Source organism: Citrobacter sp. Cpo061 (assembly GCF_030332845.1).
Lineage (GTDB): Bacteria > Pseudomonadota > Gammaproteobacteria > Enterobacterales > Enterobacteriaceae > Citrobacter > Citrobacter portucalensis.
In genome coordinates this window covers 497,237-516,092 of sequence record NZ_JAOWHB010000054.1, presented here as the reverse complement: position 1 = coordinate 516,092, position 18,856 = coordinate 497,237, and the positions used below count along the sequence as shown (strand labels likewise).

Annotated in this window: 18 protein-coding genes; 11 read left to right on the top strand and 7 right to left on the bottom strand. The window is 53.6% G+C overall.

Annotation, left to right across the window (positions count from 1 at the left end):
- The first annotated feature begins 69 nt into the window (after window positions 1–69).
- The 4 genes from OGX97_RS22665 to iadA all read left to right on the top strand — a co-directional run bounded on the left by OGX97_RS22665 (window position 70) and on the right by iadA (window position 3,598).
- Window positions 70–1,134 carry an AI-2E family transporter gene (locus OGX97_RS22665; protein WP_003037941.1) on the top strand — a complete coding sequence of 355 codons (1,065 nt, stop codon included), beginning with the start codon at window positions 70–72 and terminating at the stop codon, window positions 1,132–1,134.
- Window positions 1,135–1,300: 166 nt separating this feature from the next.
- The gene (locus OGX97_RS22660; RefSeq protein ID WP_032944189.1) at window positions 1,301–1,960 is read left to right on the top strand and encodes a nucleoside recognition domain-containing protein; all 660 of its coding nucleotides are present in this window, start codon (window positions 1,301–1,303) and stop codon (window positions 1,958–1,960) included.
- A 1-nt stretch (window position 1,961) separates the two neighbouring features.
- Entirely contained in the window at window positions 1,962–2,423 is a 462-nt protein-coding gene (locus tag OGX97_RS22655; protein ID WP_003835099.1) for a YjiG family protein, read from the top strand.
- An 11-nt stretch (window positions 2,424–2,434) separates the two neighbouring features.
- A complete protein-coding gene (gene iadA / locus OGX97_RS22650) occupies window positions 2,435–3,598 on the top strand; it encodes a beta-aspartyl-peptidase (RefSeq protein WP_079935146.1) in 1,164 nt (387 codons plus the stop codon).
- Window positions 3,599–3,652: 54 nt separating this feature from the next.
- Here the strand turns inward: iadA and bcp are convergent, their stop codons facing one another.
- Both bcp and OGX97_RS22640 read right to left on the bottom strand, forming a co-directional pair.
- Window positions 3,653–4,123, bottom strand: coding sequence for a thioredoxin-dependent thiol peroxidase (bcp, locus tag OGX97_RS22645; RefSeq protein WP_003835095.1), 471 nt, complete (start codon window positions 4,121–4,123; stop codon window positions 3,653–3,655).
- The gene (locus OGX97_RS22640; protein WP_003037954.1) at window positions 4,123–4,695 is read right to left on the bottom strand and encodes a glycine cleavage system transcriptional repressor; all 573 of its coding nucleotides are present in this window, start codon (window positions 4,693–4,695) and stop codon (window positions 4,123–4,125) included. Before OGX97_RS22640 ends, bcp begins: the two co-directional genes overlap by 1 nt.
- A gap of 145 nt (window positions 4,696–4,840) precedes the next feature.
- Between OGX97_RS22640 and dapA the strand changes: the two genes are divergently transcribed.
- The 6 genes from dapA (at window position 4,841) to ypfH (ending at window position 11,390) form a co-directional block, all read left to right on the top strand.
- The gene (gene dapA / locus OGX97_RS22635; protein ID WP_003037957.1) at window positions 4,841–5,719 is read left to right on the top strand and encodes a 4-hydroxy-tetrahydrodipicolinate synthase; all 879 of its coding nucleotides are present in this window, start codon (window positions 4,841–4,843) and stop codon (window positions 5,717–5,719) included.
- 16 nt (window positions 5,720–5,735) lie between these two features.
- Window positions 5,736–6,770 (top strand): outer membrane protein assembly factor BamC, encoded by a 1,035-nt coding sequence (gene bamC, locus OGX97_RS22630; RefSeq protein ID WP_003835088.1) that lies wholly within the window; start codon window positions 5,736–5,738, stop codon window positions 6,768–6,770.
- A gap of 111 nt (window positions 6,771–6,881) precedes the next feature.
- Window positions 6,882–7,595, top strand: a complete 714-nt coding sequence (gene purC, locus OGX97_RS22625) for a phosphoribosylaminoimidazolesuccinocarboxamide synthase (RefSeq protein WP_003835086.1) — start codon at window positions 6,882–6,884, stop codon at window positions 7,593–7,595.
- Between the two features lie 128 nt (window positions 7,596–7,723).
- Complete coding sequence (ypfJ, locus tag OGX97_RS22620; RefSeq protein ID WP_032944186.1) at window positions 7,724–8,587, top strand: KPN_02809 family neutral zinc metallopeptidase; 864 nt, start codon at window positions 7,724–7,726, stop codon at window positions 8,585–8,587.
- Window positions 8,588–8,602: 15 nt separating this feature from the next.
- Window positions 8,603–10,618: a tRNA(Met) cytidine acetyltransferase TmcA gene (locus OGX97_RS22615; RefSeq protein ID WP_235127010.1), complete on the top strand. Its 2,016-nt coding sequence runs from the start codon at window positions 8,603–8,605 to the stop codon at window positions 10,616–10,618.
- Between the two features lie 73 nt (window positions 10,619–10,691).
- A complete protein-coding gene (gene ypfH, locus OGX97_RS22610; RefSeq protein WP_218659051.1) occupies window positions 10,692–11,390 on the top strand; it encodes an esterase in 699 nt (232 codons plus the stop codon).
- A 103-nt stretch (window positions 11,391–11,493) separates the two neighbouring features.
- On the opposite strand, the gene OGX97_RS22605 is transcribed toward ypfH, so the two are convergent.
- The 3 genes from OGX97_RS22605 to OGX97_RS22595 are packed head-to-tail and all read right to left on the bottom strand — an operon-like array spanning window position 11,494 to window position 13,209.
- Complete coding sequence (locus tag OGX97_RS22605; protein ID WP_218659052.1) at window positions 11,494–11,694, bottom strand: YpfN family protein; 201 nt, start codon at window positions 11,692–11,694, stop codon at window positions 11,494–11,496.
- Between the two features lie 27 nt (window positions 11,695–11,721).
- Window positions 11,722–12,849, bottom strand: coding sequence for a succinyl-diaminopimelate desuccinylase (gene dapE / locus OGX97_RS22600; protein ID WP_003037976.1), 1,128 nt, complete (start codon window positions 12,847–12,849; stop codon window positions 11,722–11,724).
- Between the two features lie 3 nt (window positions 12,850–12,852).
- On the bottom strand, window positions 12,853–13,209 hold the full coding sequence (locus OGX97_RS22595; RefSeq protein WP_279850722.1) for an ArsC family reductase: 357 nt from the start codon (window positions 13,207–13,209) through the stop codon (window positions 12,853–12,855).
- Between the two features lie 389 nt (window positions 13,210–13,598).
- Between OGX97_RS22595 and ypfM the strand changes: the two genes are divergently transcribed.
- Entirely contained in the window at window positions 13,599–13,658 is a 60-nt protein-coding gene (gene ypfM / locus OGX97_RS22590; protein WP_001386977.1) for a protein YpfM, read from the top strand.
- A 75-nt stretch (window positions 13,659–13,733) separates the two neighbouring features.
- On the opposite strand, the gene acrD is transcribed toward ypfM, so the two are convergent.
- A complete protein-coding gene (acrD, locus tag OGX97_RS22585) occupies window positions 13,734–16,847 on the bottom strand; it encodes a multidrug efflux RND transporter permease AcrD (RefSeq protein ID WP_218659053.1) in 3,114 nt (1,037 codons plus the stop codon).
- A 184-nt stretch (window positions 16,848–17,031) separates the two neighbouring features.
- The gene (gene narQ, locus OGX97_RS22580) at window positions 17,032–18,729 is read right to left on the bottom strand and encodes a nitrate/nitrite two-component system sensor histidine kinase NarQ (RefSeq protein WP_032944178.1); all 1,698 of its coding nucleotides are present in this window, start codon (window positions 18,727–18,729) and stop codon (window positions 17,032–17,034) included.
- Window positions 18,730–18,856 lie beyond the last annotated feature (127 nt).

Here is an 18,856-nt window from a genome sequence, read left to right as displayed (position 1 = left end):
AGTCTTTTTTGTGACATTTCGATACAATTCGGGATCGCAATCCCGCTATTGGGTTCATGGAAGGGTTTTATGCTCGAAATGTTGATGCAATGGTATCGTCGCCGCTTTAGCGACCCCGAAGCCATCGCCCTGCTGATTATTCTTGTTGCCGGTTTTGGCATCCTGTTTTTCTTTAGCGGTCTTTTGGCGCCGCTGCTGGTCGCCATTGTGCTGGCGTACCTGCTTGAATGGCCGACAGTGCGGCTGGAACATATTGGGTGTTCACGGCGTTGGGCGACATCGATTGTGCTGGTGGTGTTTGTCGGTATTTTACTGCTGATGGCCTTTGTGGTGATGCCCGTTGCGTGGCAGCAGGGAATTTACCTGATCCGCGACATGCCCGGCATGCTCAATAAATTGTCTGATTTTGCCGCCACCTTGCCACGACGTTACCCGGCGCTGATGGATGCGGGCATCATTGATGCGATGGCGGAAAATATGCGCTCGCGAATGCTCACCATGGGCGATTCGGTGGTGAAATATTCGCTGGCCTCACTGGTCGGTTTGCTGACGCTGGCGGTTTATCTGGTGCTTGTCCCGTTGATGGTGTTCTTCCTGATCAAAGATAAAGGCCAGATGCTGAATGCCGTGCGCCGGGTGCTACCGCGTAATCGCGGGCTGGCGGGACAGGTATGGAAAGAGATGAACCAGCAAATCACCAACTATATCCGCGGGAAGGTGCTGGAAATGGTGGTGGTCGGCGTAGCGACCTGGCTCGGCTTCCTGCTGTTTGGTCTCAACTATTCGCTGCTGCTGGCGGTGTTGGTCGGGTTCTCTGTGCTGATCCCGTATATCGGCGCTTTTGTGGTGACGATTCCGGTGGTTGGCGTGGCGCTGTTCCAGTTCGGACTTGGCACTGAGTTCTGGAGCTGTTTTGCTGTGTACCTGATAATCCAGGCACTGGACGGCAATTTGCTGGTTCCCGTGCTGTTCTCCGAGGCGGTCAATCTGCACCCACTGGTGATTATTCTCTCCGTGGTGATTTTCGGCGGTCTGTGGGGATTCTGGGGCGTATTCTTTGCGATTCCTCTGGCGACGTTAATCAAAGCGGTAATGCATGCCTGGCCGGATGGTCAGGTCGTTGACGAACCCTAATCTGCAAGATCCGGCGATATCATGTCGCCGGATCTGAACTTGTCTGACCTCTATCCACTCTTTCTGAATAATCTCCTTTGGTGTCGTTTTTCTCCGCGTTTGTCTTTAACTTGACCATCGTGATGTCTTTTAGTCACACAAGGATTAAGGCCAACAGGAGAACAAAATGGGTCACAGCACACACACGCAGCAAAAGGTGGGATGGGGCGGTTATCTCGCTTTTTTTATTACGATTATTCTTTTTTCCGGCATGTTTGCGAAAAGTACCGAATGGTGGCGGGTCTTTGACTTCACCGTCCTCAACGGTGCGTTTGGGCAGATTAATGCTGCGGGCGACACGGCGGTCTCTTTTCGTGGCACAGGGGGGATGGGGGCAAAAGACGGCTTCTTATTCGCGCTTGAGCTGGCGCCTTCCGTCATTCTTTCGCTCGGGATTATTTCTGTCACCGAAGGGCTGGGTGGGTTGCGCGCGGCACAACAGCTGATGACGCCGGTCCTGCGTCCGTTACTGGGCATTCCGGGTATTTGTTCGCTGGCGTTGATTGCGAATTTGCAAAATACCGATGCCGCGGCCGGGATGACCAAAGAAATGGCGGAAGAGGGCATTATCACAGAGCAGGAACGCGCTATTTTTGCCTGCTGGCAAACCAGCGGCAGCGCATGCATTACCAACTATTTTTCATCTGGCGCAGCGCTGTTTACGATGGTGACCGTTCCGGTGATTACGCCGCTGGCGGTGATCCTTGTCTTCAAATTTGTGGGCGCGAACCTGTTGCGTGTGTGGATCGCGCAGCTGGAAAATCGCCGTATGCAGCAGGAGGCGTGAGATGACAACGCAGGTACGTAAAAACGTCATGGATATGTTTATCGATGGCGCACGGCGCGGGTTTACCATTGCAACAACCAGTCTGTTGCCTAACGTGGTGATGGCGTTTGTGATTATTCAGGCGCTGAAGGTGACAGGGCTGCTCGAGGTTGTAGGGCGGGTATGCGAGCCGGTAATGGCGCTGTGGGGGCTACCGGGGGAATCTGCCACTGTGCTGCTGGCAGCGGTGATGAGTATGGGAGGCGGCGTCGGCGTGTGCGCCAGCCTGGTTGTCGCCGGTACGCTTTCGGGACATGATGCCACGGTGTTGTTACCGGCTATCTACCTGATGGGAAATCCGGTGCAAAATGTGGGCCGTTGTCTGGGGACCGCGGGGGTTCATCCTCGTTATTACCCGCTAATTATTGCGGTATGCGTCATTAATGCGCTGCTCTCTATTTGGGTTATGCAGGTTATTGCCTGACAAGGAAGGTTATGAACTGTTCAATTCTTGATTTGACGTTGTTCCAGCAGGGACACGTGTATGCGCCGGAAGATTTAGGGCGACAGGATATACTGGTCTCCGGCAGCAAAATTGTTGCCATCGCCCCGTCAATTTCTCCTGAAGACTTTCCCGGTTGCGAGTGTATCAATCTTGACGGCGCGATTGTATGCCCAGGATTTATCGATCAACACGTCCATCTTATTGGCGGCGGTGGGGAAGCGGGGCCGCATACCCGCACGCCGGAAGTGCGCTTGTCACGGCTGGTTGAAGCTGGTGTCACGTCGGTGGTGGGTTTGCTGGGGACCGATGGCATTACCCGTCACCCGGAATCGCTGCTGGCAAAAACCCGCGCGCTGGAGTTTGAAGGCATCAGCGCATGGATGCTGACCGGGGCGTATTCTCTGCCTTCCCCGACTATCACCGGCAGTATCGATCGCGATGTGGCGCTGATTGATAAAGTTATTGGTGTGAAATGTGCGGTTTCGGACCATCGTTCTTCAGCCCCGGATACCTCGGCGCTGGCAAATATGGCGGCGCAGTCGCGCGTCGGCGGGTTGTTGGGGCGCAAACCAGGGATCAGCGTTTTCCATATGGGCGACAGCCCGCGCATGCTGGAACCGTTGTACCAGATCCTCGACTGCTGCGATGTGCCGATTACTAAACTGTTGCCGACACACGTTAACCGTGCGGAACCGTTGTTCCAGGCGGCGCTGGAGTATGCCCGTAAAGGCGGTTATATCGACATTACCAGCAGCATTGATGAGCCCGTCGACCCGGCCACGGCTATCGCCACGGCGCTGCGCCAGAACGTGCCGCTGTCGCGCATTACCCTTAGTTCGGATGGCAACGGCAGCCAGCCGGAATTTGATGAGCTTGGCAATCTCACCGGCATCGGTGTCGCGGGGTTTGAATCACTGGCTGAGACGGTGCGCCAGTTGGTGAAGATTCATGCCATACCGCTGGAACAGGCGCTGTGTCCGCTGACGCGTACGGTCGCAGAATTTTTGGCACTGGAGCATAAAGGGCGTCTGGCGGTGGGATGCGATGCGGACATTCTGGTGCTCAACGACGCGCTGGAAGTTCATCACCTGTGGGCGAAGGGAAAAGCCGTAGTCAGGGAGCAGAAAGCGTGCGTGAAAGGGACGTTTGAGTAACCGGGCAGTCATCTGCCGGATAAGGCGTTCACGCCTCCATCCGGCATTTCACGGTCAGGCGTTCTCTTTCAGCCAATTCATTACCACGTCGTGGTGGTTGCTGGTTTTGAAGTCATCAAACACATGCTCAATTTTCCCTTCGGCATCAATCAGGAAGCTGATGCGGTGGATGCCATCGTAGGTTTTGCCCATAAATGACTTCTCACCCCAGACGCCGAACTGCTCGCAAACCTGATGATCTTCATCGGACAGGAGCGTGAAATTCAGGACTTCTTTCTCCGCGAATCGGGAAAGCTTCTCTGGTTTGTCGGTGCTGATCCCCAGCACTTCAACACCCGCTTTTTTTAACTCATCCATGTTATCGCGCAGGCCGCAGGCCTGTACGGTACAGCCGGGTGTCATGGCTTTCGGGTAAAAATAAACCAGAACACGCTGTCCCTGGAAGTCGGTTAAATTTACTTGTTCTCCGTCTTGATCCGGCAAGCTAAATTTCGGTGCGATATCACCGGCTTTCAGTGGGTTCATTACTTAACTCCATCCTGTTCATCATGCTGTGAGTAATTGACGACGTTAATACTGCCTTGCGCATTGAGTTCTGTACAGAGTGCTTTAAACGCATCTTCAATATTTGCCGAATCATGTGACGCAGGACTATGTGCGGTAATTTGAATAAACAACTGCGCCGCCTTTCCATTCTCAGCCGGTTGCGTGCGTGAAACCAGTTCCGCAATATTCATTTGGTGGCTGTCAAACAGAGCGGTGAAGCGTTCAATCAAATGGGGAGAATCAGGGACATCGACCTGCACCCATACCGTAGCAGGCATTGCCGGACGGGGGCGCGCGGTCGTGCGCTTCATCACAATGAGTAAATCCAGCTCTGCGCCTTTTAATGGCAGGGTTGATTCAATCAGGGTGATGGCATTCCAGGTGCCCGACAGCAACATGATAAACGTGAACTCATCACCCAGCATGGCCAGTCGGCTGTCTTCGATATTACAGCCGCAACTGCTGACATGACGCGTGATGGTGTTCACAATTCCTGGGCGATCGGCACCCAGCGCAGTAATGACCAGATAGTGTTGCGATGACGATGTCAAACCTGTTCTTCCTTTGAGCGGTGAGGTAATCATAAGGAAAGCATAAAAAAAACATGCATACAACAATCAGAACGGCTCTGGTCGCTTGCTTTTATTGTCGTACCAAACGTACCATTGAGACACTTGTTTGCACAGAGGATGGCCCATGTTCACGGGAAGTATTGTCGCGCTTGTTACGCCGATGGATGAGAAAGGTAAAGTCTGCCGGTCGAGCCTGAAAAAACTGATTGATTATCATGTCGCCAGCGGCACCTCGGCGATCGTTTCTGTTGGCACCACCGGTGAGTCCGCCACCCTGAGTCATGATGAACATGGCGATGTGGTGATGATGACGCTGGAACTGGCTGACGGGCGTATTCCGGTGATTGCTGGAACCGGCGCCAATGCGACCGCGGAAGCCATTAGTCTGACGCAGCGTTTCAACGACAGCGGTGTTGTCGGCTGCCTGACGGTGACGCCTTACTACAACCGCCCAACCCAGGAAGGTTTGTTCCAGCATTTCAAAGCCATCGCTGAGCATACTGACCTGCCGCAAATTCTGTATAATGTGCCGTCCCGTACTGGCTGCGATATGCTGCCGGAAACCGTGGGTCGTCTGGCGAAAGTTAAAAATATTATCGCTATTAAAGAGGCCACGGGGAACTTAAGTCGCGTTCACCAGATCAAAGAGCTGGTTTCGGACGACTTTATTCTGCTCAGCGGTGATGACGCGACCGGACTGGATTTTATGCAGCTCGGTGGTCATGGCGTGATTTCCGTAACGTCTAACGTTGCGGCACGTGATATGGCTGAAATGTGCAAACTGGCGGCAGCCGGGCAATTTGCCGAGGCGCGGGTGATTAACCAGCGTCTGATGCCGTTACACAACAAACTATTTGTCGAACCCAATCCTATCCCCGTGAAATGGGCGTGTAAGGAGTTGGGACTTGTGGCGACCGATACGCTACGTCTGCCGATGACGCCAATCACGGACAATGCTCGTGAAATCGTCAAAGCGGCGCTTAAGCATGCCGGTTTGCTGTAAAGTTTAGGGAGATTTGATGGCTTACTCAGTACAAAAGTCGCGCCTGGCCAAGGTTGCGGGTGTTTCGCTTGTTATGTTGCTCGCGGCCTGTAGCTCTGACTCGCGCTATAAGCGCCAGGTGAGCGGTGATGAATCCTATCTGGAGGCCGCACCGCTTGCTGAGCTTCATGCTCCAGCTGGGATGATTTTGCCGGTTATGTCGGGCGACTATAATATCCCGGTAACCAACGGCAGTGGTGCCGTGGGTAAAGCGCTGGATATTCGTCCACCGGCTCAGCCGTTAGCATTAGTCACCGGTGCTCGCACACAGATCGCGGGTGATACGTCGACATTACTGGTGGAAAACGGTCGTGGCAACACACTGTGGCCGCAGGTCGTTAGCGTCATTCAGTCTAAAAACTACACGATCACCAAACGTGATGATGCCAGCCAGACGTTGACCACCGACTGGGTTGACTGGAACCGTCTGGATGAAGACGAGCAGTACCGTGGACGTTATCAAATCTCGGTTAAACCGCAGGGCTATCAGCAAGCGGTAACGGTGAAACTGGTTAACCTCGAGCAGGCGGGTAAACCCGTAGCCGATGCGGCATCAATGCAGCGTTACAGCGCTGAGATGATGAACGTTATCTCTGCTGGTCTGGATAAGAACGCCACCGACGCCGCGAATGCCGCGCAGAACCGCTCTGCAGCCACCATGGATGTTCAGAGCGCCGCCGATGACACCGGTTTACCAATGCTGGTGGTACGCGGGCCGTTCAACGTGGTGTGGCAGCGTCTGCCGGCAGCGCTTGAGAAAGTGGGGATGAAGGTAACCGACAGCACCCGTTCTCAGGGCAGCATCGCGGTGACCTACAAACCACTGTCCGATAGCAACTGGCAGGAGTTGGGCGCAAGCGATCCGGGTCTGGTATCCGGCGACTATAAACTGCAGGTCGGTGATTTAGACAACCGCAGCAGCTTGCAGTTTATCGATCCGAAGGGGCATACCCTGACGCAAAGCCAGAACGACGCGCTGGTCGCCGTCTTCCAGGCAGCGTTCAGTAAGTAAAAATAAAGGGCTGGATAACTCCAGCCCTTTTTTTCTGATATGATACGCAAACGTGTGCGTCGGCAGAAAAACGCAATATTTATCGTTAATTCACACCCAGGAGTAATAAAGATGCAAAAGCAAGCTGAGTTGTATCGTGGTAAAGCGAAGACCGTATACAGCACGGAAAACCCGGACCTGTTGGTGCTCGAATTCCGCAATGATACGTCAGCAGGGGATGGCGCGCGCATTGAACAGTTTGACCGTAAAGGCATGGTGAACAACAAATTCAACCATTTCATTATGACTAAACTGCAAGAAGCGGGTATTCCTACCCAGATGGAGCGACTGCTTTCTGATACCGAATGTCTGGTGAAAAAACTGGAGATGGTACCGGTTGAATGTGTGGTACGTAACCGCGCGGCAGGCTCTCTGGTTAAGCGTTTAGGCGTTGAGGAAGGTATTGAGCTGAATCCGCCGCTGTTTGATCTGTTCCTGAAAAACGATGCTATGCACGATCCAATGATTAACGATTCCTATTGCGAAACTTTTGGTTGGGTGAGCAAAGAGAATCTGGCACGTATGAAAGAGCTGACCTACAAAGCTAACGACGTGCTGAAAAAGATGTTTGATGATGCTGGTCTGATTCTGGTCGACTTCAAACTTGAGTTTGGTTTGTATAAAGGTGAAGTGGTTCTGGGTGATGAATTCTCACCGGACGGTAGCCGCCTGTGGGACAAAGAAACGCTGGATAAAATGGACAAAGATCGCTTCCGCCAGAGTCTGGGCGGCCTGATCGAAGCCTATGAAGCCGTCGCGCATCGCCTGGGTGTGAAGTTAGACTAATCTTCCCCTGAGCCGGCGATCGCTCTCCGGCTCATTAACCCCACCTGATTTGATTACTATTTCTTATGGTAATCCTGTTCCGAACCGCCTACGATCATCATCATAATGAATAAAAAGTTGAGGTGATTATGCGCTGGCAAGGGCGTCGTGAAAGTGACAACGTGGAAGACAGACGAAACAGCTCTGGCGGCCCCTCTATGGGTGGGCCTGGTTTTCGTCTGCCCAGTGGTAAAGGCGGCATCATCCTGCTGATTGTGGTGCTGGTGGCGGGTTACTATGGCGTGGATCTCACCGGGCTAATGACTGGCCAGCCGGTCTCCCAACAGCAATCATCACGCTCCATCAGCCCAAACGATGATGAAGCGGCAAAATTTACCTCGGTGATTCTGGCTACAACAGAAGATACCTGGGGACAGCAGTTTGAAAAAATGGGTCGCACCTACCAACAGCCGAAGCTGGTGATGTACCGGGGCGCGACGCGTACCGGCTGCGGCGCGGGTCAGTCCGTGATGGGACCGTTTTATTGCCCGGCAGATGGTACGGTTTACATCGACCTTTCATTCTATGACGACATGAAAAACAAGCTGGGCGCCGATGGTGATTTTGCTCAGGGCTATGTTATCGCCCATGAAGTGGGTCACCACGTGCAGAAACTGCTGGGCATTGAACCTAAAGTTCGTCAGATGCAGCAGAATGCCTCACAGGCAGAAGTGAACCGTCTTTCCGTTCGAATGGAACTGCAGGCAGACTGCTTTGCCGGTGTCTGGGGCCACAGCATGCAGCAGCAGGGCGTTCTGGAGTCTGGTGACCTGGAAGAGGCACTGAACGCCGCACAGGCCATTGGTGACGATCGTCTGCAACAGCAGGGACAAGGACGCGTCGTGCCGGACAGCTTTACTCACGGAACCTCTGAACAGCGTTTTACCTGGTTCAAACGCGGTTTTGATAGCGGCGATCCGGGGCAATGTAATACTTTTGGTAAAGGTATCTAAGATACTGAGGCAGGGATGTCCGATAACACGGCGCTGAGCGCGTTAACCGAACAAATGACCCACGAAGGGATCCGTCGTCTGCTGATTATCAGCGGCGAGGATAACTGGTGTCAGGAACAGGCATTAGCGCTACGTAGCACGTTACCCGGCGACTGGCTGTGGGTAGGGGAGCAAGCCCCTACCGAGCCGTGCTGTACGCCGCAGGCGCTAAAAACATTATTAGGGCGCGAGTTTCGTCATGCGGTTTTTGACGCAGGGCAGGGTTTTGACGCTGCGGCGTTTGCCGCCTTAAGCGGCACACTGCTTGCTGGCAGTTGGCTGGTTTTGCTGACCCCACCCTGGCATTCCTGGCACACGCATCCGGACGCGGATTCACTACGCTGGAGCGATTGTGCTGAACCGATCCCTACACCGCACTTTATTGAACACGTCAAACGGGTGATTTCCCGCGATAGACAGGCTCTGCACTGGCAGCAGCATCAGCCGGTTGCCTGTCCGCACTTTCCTGCTCGCGCAGCCTGGCACGCGGCAACCGGCGAACCCCAGCCAGAACAGGCGATGATATTAAATCATTTGCTGGCTATGCCTCCCGGTGTGGTTGCGGTGACGGCCGCACGGGGTCGGGGCAAATCCGCTCTGGCAGGGCAACTCATAGCGCGGATAAATGGCACTGCGATTGTGACAGCGCCTGCCAAAGCGGCAACCGATGTGCTGGCGCAATTTGCCGGAGAGCGTTACCGTTTTATGGCCCCGGATGCGCTGTTAAGCAGTTCTGCAATCGCAGACTGGCTAATTGTGGATGAAGCCGCCGCGATCCCCGCGCCGCTGCTGCACCAACTGGTGGCGCGTTTTCCTCGTACGCTGTTAACCACTACAGTACAAGGCTACGAGGGAACGGGGAGAGGCTTCCTGCTGAAATTCTGTGCCCGCTTCCCCAATCTTCAACACTATGAGTTGCAACAACCGGTACGCTGGGCGCAGGGATGTCCGCTGGAGCAAATCGTCAGCGATGTGCTGGTGTTTGATGATGAAACGTTCACGCATGCCCCATTGGGGGAGCTTCACTTCTCGGCATTTGAGCAACAGTCCTGGCATGCTAATCCGGCGCTGCCGTTAGCGGTATACCAGCTGCTTTCTGGAGCGCATTATCGCACCTCGCCATTGGACCTGCGGCGGATGATGGACGCGCCTGGTCAGCATTTTCTTCAGGCATCAACCGCTGACTCAGTGGCGGGGGCTGTCTGGTTGGTCGATGAAGGGGGACTATCCGCGGAATTAAGCCAGGCCGTCTGGGCCGGATATCGTCGACCGAGAGGGAATCTGGTTGCGCAGTCGCTGGCGGCGCACGGTGGTGACCCGTTGGCGGCGACGCTCGTCGGGAGACGGGTCAGTCGAATTGCGGTTCATCCTGCTCGCCAGCGAGAAGGTATCGGACAGCAGTTGATTATGCAGGCCCTGCGTTATTCCATGCAGTGTGATTATCTGTCCGTCAGCTTTGGTTATACGGCTGAACTATGGCGTTTCTGGCAACGCTGCGGTTTTGTGCTGGTGCGGATGGGAAATCATCGGGAAGCCAGCAGCGGCTGTTATACCGCCATGGCGTTACTTCCCATTAGCGAAGCGGGGAAACGCCTTGCCGAGCGGGAGCACCAGCATTTGCGTCGTGATGCGAAAATCCTTGCGCAATGGAACGGTGAGAGCATTCCGCTGGTCCCACTGAAAGAGACTACGCTTAATGAGGATGACTGGGCTGAGCTGGCTGGGTTTGCCTTCGCGCATCGGCCATTATTGACGTCGCTAGGCTGTCTGAGTCGTCTGCTTGAGCACAGTGAGTTACCTCTTCCGGCCTTGCGCGGACGCATCCAGGCTAAACGTAGCGACGCCGAATTGTGCCAACAGCTCAAGATTTCTGGTCGTAAAGCGTTGCTGGTCATTCAGCGCGCCGAAGCGGCGCAGGCATTAAATCAGCTGGATGCAGAGCGTGAACAGCGGCTACATAATCGCATTATGCAATGGCAATTTTTTCACTAACTTCTTCAATTTCCTGGCATGGTCATTGCGGTTAAGCGGCGTAGAATGATTCTCATCAGCTAAGGAGAACGCCATGAAACATGACCATTTTGTTGTTCAAAGTCCCGATAAACCCGCTCAACAGCTACTGCTGCTGTTTCATGGCGTCGGCGATAACCCGGTTGCTATGGGCGAAATTGGCACCTGGTTTGCGCCGCTGTTTCCGGATGCGCTAATCGTTAGCATTGGTGGAGCAGAGCCTTACGGGACGACGTCCGGACGTCAGTGGTTTTCGGTGCAGGGCGTAACAGAAGAGAATCGTCAGGCTCGTGTTGACGCCATTATGCCGGTGTTTATCGAAACCGTGCGCTACTGGCAGAAGCACAGCGGCGTTTCGCCGCAGGCAACCGCGCTGATTGGTTTTTCTCAGGGTTCAATTATGTCACTTGAGAGCATCAAAGCTGAGCCGGGGCTGGCATCGCGGGTCATCGCCTTCAATGGCCGCTATGCCACCTTGCCAGAGGCTGCAACCACCGCGACGACGGTGCATTTGATTCACGGTGGTGAAGACCGGGTAATTGAGTTATCTCATGCCGTTGCCGCGCAGGAAGCGTTAATTCGCGCCGGTGGGGATGTGACGCTGGATATCGTCGAAAATCTGGGGCACGCCATTGATGAACGCAGTATGCAGTTTGCGCTCGATCATCTGCGTTTTACCGTACCGAAGCACTACTTTGATGAAGCGCTGAGCGGCGGTAAGCCTCACGATGATGATGTGATTACCATGATCTGATTGATCACCGTAGGCCGGATAAAACGCGAAGCGTTGCCATCCGGCACGTAATGCCCGGCGGCGCTAACGCTTACCGGGCCTACGGGACTTATCGGCCTACTAATTATTTCTTCGGTTGGTCCTTATTCGGCCAATCGTCGTCGTCGTCCCATTTATCGTTAAAGTCACGATGCGGGGGAAGATCCGGCTTGTTGGCAAGAAATTTCTTGTGATCGACGCGCTTGAGATCTTTAATCACGTTCAGCAGCACGCCTACCAGAAACACCAACACCAGAATCCACCAATATTTTGCCAGCCAGTCCATGCTCATTTCCTCTTACAGGAACACTCATCAGGCGACGAGTTGCTCCATGATACGTTGATACATACGGGCAAGCAGCTGCAGGTCGGCGGCATTAACACATTCATTAATTTTATGAATAGTGGCGTTGACCGGCCCAAGTTCTACTACCTGCGCCCCCATGCGGGCAATAAAACGCCCGTCGGACGTCCCGCCTGTAGTCAGTAACTGCGGTTTAATCTCATTATAGTGCTCAATGGCGTTCACCACTGCATCCACCAGTTTACCGCGTTCGGTCAGGAACGGCTGACCGGAAAGCCACCAGTCGACGGTATAACGCAGCTGATGTTTCTCCAGCAGCGCGTGAACCCGTGCTTTAATCATCTCATCGGTCAGCTCAGTGCTGAAACGGAAGTTGAACTGGATAAACAGTTCTCCAGGGATAACGTTGTTGCTTCCGGTTCCAGCCTGAATATTGGCAATCTGCATGCTGGTCGCCGGGAAGAATTCGTTACCCTGATCCCACTCGATCGCCACCAGTTCGTTGAGCATGGGGGCCGCGCGGTGTACCGGGTTATCGGCCAGATGCGGATAGGCTACGTGGCCCTGCACGCCGTGAATGGTCAGGTTGCAGGTCAGTGAACCACGACGTCCATTTTTCACCACGTCGCCAACGATTTCCGTGCTGGATGGCTCACCCACCAGGCAATAATCCAGTCGTTCATTACGCGCCATCAGCGCTTCAACCACCTTCACGGTGCCGTTTTTGGCGCTGGCTTCTTCGTCAGACGTTATCAAAAAGGCCAGACGACCCTGATGATTTGGATGCTGGGCGACAAAACGTTCTGCGGCCACGACCATCGCCGCCAGTGAACCCTTCATATCGGCAGCGCCACGCCCGAACAACATGCCATCGCGAATGGTCGGTTCGAACGGTGGATTGATCCAGCGATCGACATCGCCGGCAGGCACTACGTCGGTGTGACCGGCAAATGCCAGGGTCTCACCTTTACCGCGCCATGCCCAAAAATTCTGTGTGTCACCAAAGTCCATTCGCTCAACGGTAAAACCTACCGCGCGCAGGCGTTCAATCATTAACGCCTGGCACCCGGCATCATCCGGGCTCAGGGAAGGACGGCGAATAAGCTGCTGTGTCAGCTCAATGACCGGGCACGACATAGACTACACCTCATTAAAAAACAGAGTATAACTGGATTCACTGAAACCAAGCAGCATAGGCTTACCCGGCGCGCAGAGCAATGGGCGTTTGATAATTGCTGGCATTTCAATCATCAACGCGGTGGCGGAAGCCGCATCGGTGATTTGACTGCGCGTGGATTCATCGAGTTTACGCCAGGTGGTTCCACGCGTATTGAGCAGCGCCTCCCAACCTAATTCGCTGATAAAGGACTGTAATAGCGTGTTGTCCAGACCGTCGACGCGATAATCATGAAAGCAGTAGTCAATACCTTGAGCCTCCAACCAGCGTCTGGCTTTTTTAATCGTGTCGCAATTCTTAATGCCGTAAAGGGTGATCATTTGAATCCTTATTGACGTAATTTGAATATTTATTCTTTTATTCTGTGGCAATGAATAATACATATTGTCATTCAATCGTTATAGAAAAATATAACATTGTTGAACAACAGTGAATAATGATTCCTGAAAGCTCCAAAAAATACCGTATAACTAAAAATCAGAATCTGCCTGTTTGCATCAGCCTGTTTTTCCATCAGAATTGCAAAAGTAGTAGATGATGTATGAATATTTCAAAATATTGCAGTAAGTCACATAAAATTTATGGGTATAGCGCATAGTGATCACATAAACCCCAAACACTGGAGGAATCAATCGCAACCATCGGTTAAATTGCCTTCTTTTAATGATGATGATTTCGTAGAATGCCCATAATAATAAGAGAGGTTGTTATGATTGAACGTGAACTGGGGAACTGGAAAGACTTTATCGAAGTGATGCTTCGTAAATAATTTTCTGGAAGAAATTCATATCCTGTAAAGGATAAAAAAAGGCGACTCAACGTAAGTCGCCTTTTTTGTGTCCGATTATTCTGGGCGTGGCTTCAATGGGAAGCGTCTGCGCACCAGCACAAAGAACAGGGGAACGAAGTAAATCGCCAGGATAGTGGCTGAAATCATCCCGCCCATTACGCCAGTCCCCACCGCATGTTGACCGCCGGAGCCAGCGCCACTGCTGATGGTCATCGGCAGCACCCCGAAGATAAACGCCAGTGACGTCATCAGAATTGGGCGTAAACGTTGGCGACAAGCATGGAGCGTGGCGTCGAGCAGATCGTGTCCTTTCTCGTTCATCTCATTGGCGAATTCAACAATCAATATTGCGTTCTTCGCCGATAGCCCGATAACGGTAAGTAACCCGACCTGGAAATACACATCGTTTTCCAGGCCGCGCATCCAGGTCGCCAGTAGCGCACCAATGACCCCCAACGGCACGACCAGCATGACGGAGAAGGGTACCGACCAGCTTTCGTACAGTGCCGCCAGACACAGGAACACGACCAGCAGAGAAATGGCGTACAGGGCAGGGGCCTGAGAGCCCGATAGCCGTTCCTGATAAGACATCGCAGTCCATTCGAGGCCAAACCCTGTCGGTAACTGGCGCACCAGCGATTCCATTATGTCCATTGCCGTACCGGTACTGACGCCAGGCGCGGCTTCGCCGACAATCTCGACCGCGGAGTAGCCGTTATAGCGCTCCAGACGTGGTGAACCGGTTTCCCAGCGTGAAGTCGCAAAGGCCGAGAAAGGCACCATGCCACCGTTGTTATTGCGGACGTACCACAAGTTAATGTCGTCCGGGAGCATGCGAAATTTTGCTGCCGCCTGCACGTAAACCTTCTTCACGCGGCCCCGGTCCATAAAGTCATTGACGTAGCTGGAACCCCAGGCCGTTTGCAATGTGTCGTTGATGTCGTCGATGGAAACGCCCAGCGCCTGGGCTTTGCGCTGATCGATATCAATTTGCAACTGTGGGCTGTCGTCCAGACCGTTATGACGAACGCGGGTCAGGGACGTGTCTTTCCCTGCCAGCTCAATGAGTTTGTCGCGCGCGGCCATTAACGCATCATGGCCCGCACCGGCGTGATCCTGCAGCTCCATATCGAAACCGGCAGAGCTTCCGAGGCCGCTGATAGCCGGAGGGCTGCTGGCGAAGACGCGGGCTTCTTTAATCTTATTAAAGGCTTTGGTCGCACGTTCGATGATGGCGAAAGAGGTCCCGGTAGTGGTGTCGCGCTCATCCCAGTCTTTTAAGCGGACAAACATACGTGCCACGTTTTGACCGTTCCCGCCAGGGCCAGAACCGACTGTGGAAAAGACTGACATAATGTTGTCTTTCTCATGGGTGAAGTAATACTTCTCCACTTCCTCAACCACTTTCAATGTTTGCTGCTGTGTGGAGCCGCTGGGCAACTGTACCGAGGTGGTAAACATGCCGCGGTCTTCCAGCGGTAGGAAGGAGGTTGGGAGGCGCAGGAACAGGAAAACCATTCCGCCGAGCAGCAGGCCGTAGATCAGTATCCAGCGCAGGCTGCGGTGCAGGATCCTGGCGACGCCTTTTTCGTAGCGCTCGGCGTTGCGATTAAACATCCGGTTAAACCAGCCGAAGAAACCGGTTTGTCCGTGATGCTCGCCTTTATGCAGCGGTTTGAGCAGGGTGGCGCACAGAGCGGGGGTCAGGATCATCGCCACCAGAACAGACAGTACCATGGCGGAGACGATAGTAATCGAGAACTGGCGGTAAATAGCCCCGGTAGTGCCGCCGAAGAAGGCCATCGGGATAAACACCGCTGACAGCACCATGGCGATACCGACCAGCGCACCCTGGATTTGTCCCATCGATTTCCGCGTGGCTTCCCGCGGTGAGAGTCCTTCCTCACTCATAATACGCTCGACGTTTTCCACTACCACAATGGCGTCATCGACCAGCAGGCCGATCGCCAGCACCATCGCAAACATCGTCAAGGTGTTAACGCTATAGCCAAAGGCGTAAAGCACGGAGAAGGTACCCATCAGGACGACGGGAACGGCGATGGTGGGAATCAGCGTGGCGCGGAAGTTTTGCAGGAACAGGTACATCACGAGGAATACCAGTGCAATAGCTTCCAGCAGGGTTTTTACCACGTCGATGATTGAGGCTTTGACAAAGGAGGTGGTTTCATAAGCCACCTTATATTCCAGCCCATGCGGAAAATATTGTGACAGCTCGTTCAGACGGTTAATGACCAGCGTTGCTGTCGCCATTTCATTGGCGCCTGAAGCCAGCTTCACGCCCAGGCCGGAGGCAGGATTTCCATTAAAGCGGCTGAGGTAATCATACTTTTCAGCCCCCATTTCGACCGTCGCCACATCGCCCAGTTTAACTTCTGAACCATCCTGGTTGACGCGTAGCGTAATGGCGCGGAATTCATCCGGAGTCTGCAGTAGCGACTGGGCGTTGATCGTCGCGTTCAGCGCCTGCTTGTCCACCGAAGGCGTACCGCCAAGTTGTCCGACGGCAATCTGCGCATTTTGTGACTCGATAGCGTCGGTCACATCTTTAGCGGTCATCTGGAAACTGTTCAGTTTGGCCGGGTCAAGCCAGATACGCATGGAGTACTGTGAGCCGTAAGCGTCAATATCTCCTACGCCGTTAATACGGCTGAGTGGATCCTGAATGTTACTGGCGACGTAGTCGGCGATGTCCTGCTTATCCATTGAGCCATCGGTGGAGACAAAGGCGATAGTCAGAATATTGGTGTCCCCGGTCTTACGCACCGTGACCCCCTGATCCTGTACCGCCTGCGGCAGTTTACGCATTGCCGATTGCAGCTGGTTTTGCACCTGCTGGACGGCCTCGTCAGGATCGGTTCCGGCAACGAAGCTCAACGTAACCGTAGCCTGACCTGTCCCGCTGCTCTGCGATGACATGTACATCAGGTTATCGAGACCGGTCATGTTCTGCTCGATAACCTGGGTGACGGTGTTTTCCAGAGTCTGAGCCGAAGCGCCAGGATAGTTGGCGGTGACCCGCACGTTTGGCGGTGCCAGATCGGGATATTGCTCAACGGGCAGTGAAAAAATAGCCAGGGCTCCTGTCAGGCACAACAGGATAGCTAACACCCAGGCAAAAATGGGGCGATCGATGAAAAAATTCGCCATTAAAAGAGGACCTCGTGTTTCTGCGTATCGTTATGGGTATGGCTTGCTTCACTTTAGCGGCAAGGTACGGGTCAAACGTGGAGAAAAAAAGAAGATAATGTAAATTATCATGCCCGTTTACAGCATACCTTTCGTGCCAACGCCGTCAGGCCTGGATCCAGACCCGACGGCGCTTTGCGGTTCTTTACGTTAGCTCACTGTCTGATTCAGCCGAACGGAAACTGATGCTCACCAACGTTCCCCCTCCGGAAGGTTGAGAGAAGGTCAACGTGCCGCTCAGTCTTTCCGCCCGCTCACGCATAATATTGAGTCCATAGTGCCCTGCAGGCTCATGCGGCTCGCCAATGCCGATGCCGTTATCGCGGATATAAACCGTGTGGTTGCCGTCCGGAGCCGTTACGCAGCTGACGGCAATTTCGCTCGCACTGGCATGCTTAATGGCGTTCAGCACCGCTTCGCGGATGATCTGCAACAGGTGCACCTGCATTTGCGCATCCAACGCCAGCGTGGGTAACCGACAGTCGAGTGTGAGTTTAGCTGAGGTTTGATTTTGCAGCGTTTCCAGCATTTCATGCAGGGCGGAGGGTAAGTCTGCCTGCTGTAAGGTCAGACGGAAGGTGGTGAGCAGTTCGCGTAGCTGACGGTAGGCATCGTTCAGCGCCTGGGAGAAATCCGCCATAATGCTTTGCGCCGGGGCGTTATCCTCCGGGATTGAACGTTTAAGCAACGTGAGCTGAATGCGTAAATAAGAGAGCACCTGCGCCAGCGAGTCGTGCAGCTCGCGTGCAATCGTCGCTCGCTCCTCCATTAACAACAGCTGCTGAAAATGTTTTTGCGCCTGGTTGAAGTACAACCCGCGTCCCAGCATCGAGGAGACGCTGTTGAGCAGCGGAGTAGAAGCATTGACGTTTGGACTTTGCCAGTGCAGTTCGCCGTAGACGGTTTCCTGCATGGTGACAGGCAGGATCTGCATCGGTAGCTCGAGGCTTTTAGTCCCTTCGCTAATCCGCCAGTTATCACCGACGGTGAGTTCAAGGAAATACGCGGCGTCATGTTCGCGGACGATCTGTAAAATATGGCGGAAGCAGTGCACGTCAATCTGGCTGGTATTTAACGCCTGCGAGCACTGATACAACACCTCCAGACGGCGATTGGCTTCGTGGAGATCGTGAGTTTTCTCGGCCACAGACGCTTCCAGCGAGCGATACAGTTTGTGTAATTCACTCGACATCTGGCTAAATGTTTTGCCCAGCAACCCCAGTTCATTAGGCAAACCGGTATCCAGCGGTGGGATATCAAATTGACCGTGTTCAATTTGCTGACTGGCCATCACCAGTTTATTCAGCGGACGTACCACCTGCTGGCGAATGCGCCGCAGGGTAAAGAAGACGAGGGTGAATATGCCGATCCCGCCCGCCAGCGAGATGCCAAATACCAGCATTACTTTACGTTCGGCATAATGCTGCAACGCCAGCACGAAGAGATCGATCTGATCGACGTAGTTGTTGATGTTGGCCTGGTACCATTTTAAATCGCCGTCGATCAGGCGGGCGTTCATTTCCAGCCAGTTAGCATGCAGACGTCCATAGCGGCTTTTTACCGCTTGTGGCACATACCACGCGTTCAGATTCTGTAATGCTGGCGAGTTTAGCGCCTGCTGGAAAAGCTGGCGGTGGGCGTTAAGCTGCGGGCTCTGGCTTTGTAGATCGTAACCCAGACGGTAGCTTTGCATGCGCAATGAGCCAGCAACGTTGATGGCTTCGGCATCTCGCAAGCTGCTGGTCAGCGTGAGCAGCGCAATACCCGTTGAGAGAATCGACAGCATCACTATGTAGAAAAAAGCTTTAGCCAGACTGGCCGAGACCGGACGCTTTACCGTCACTTGTGCATCCTCACACAATACACGTCGCGCCTGAAAACAGCGTGAACGATGCGGTGTATTTGATAAATGTTAATAAAACGCCATGAAACTGGATGGTAACTGAAACACAATTTCATATGCGATGAAA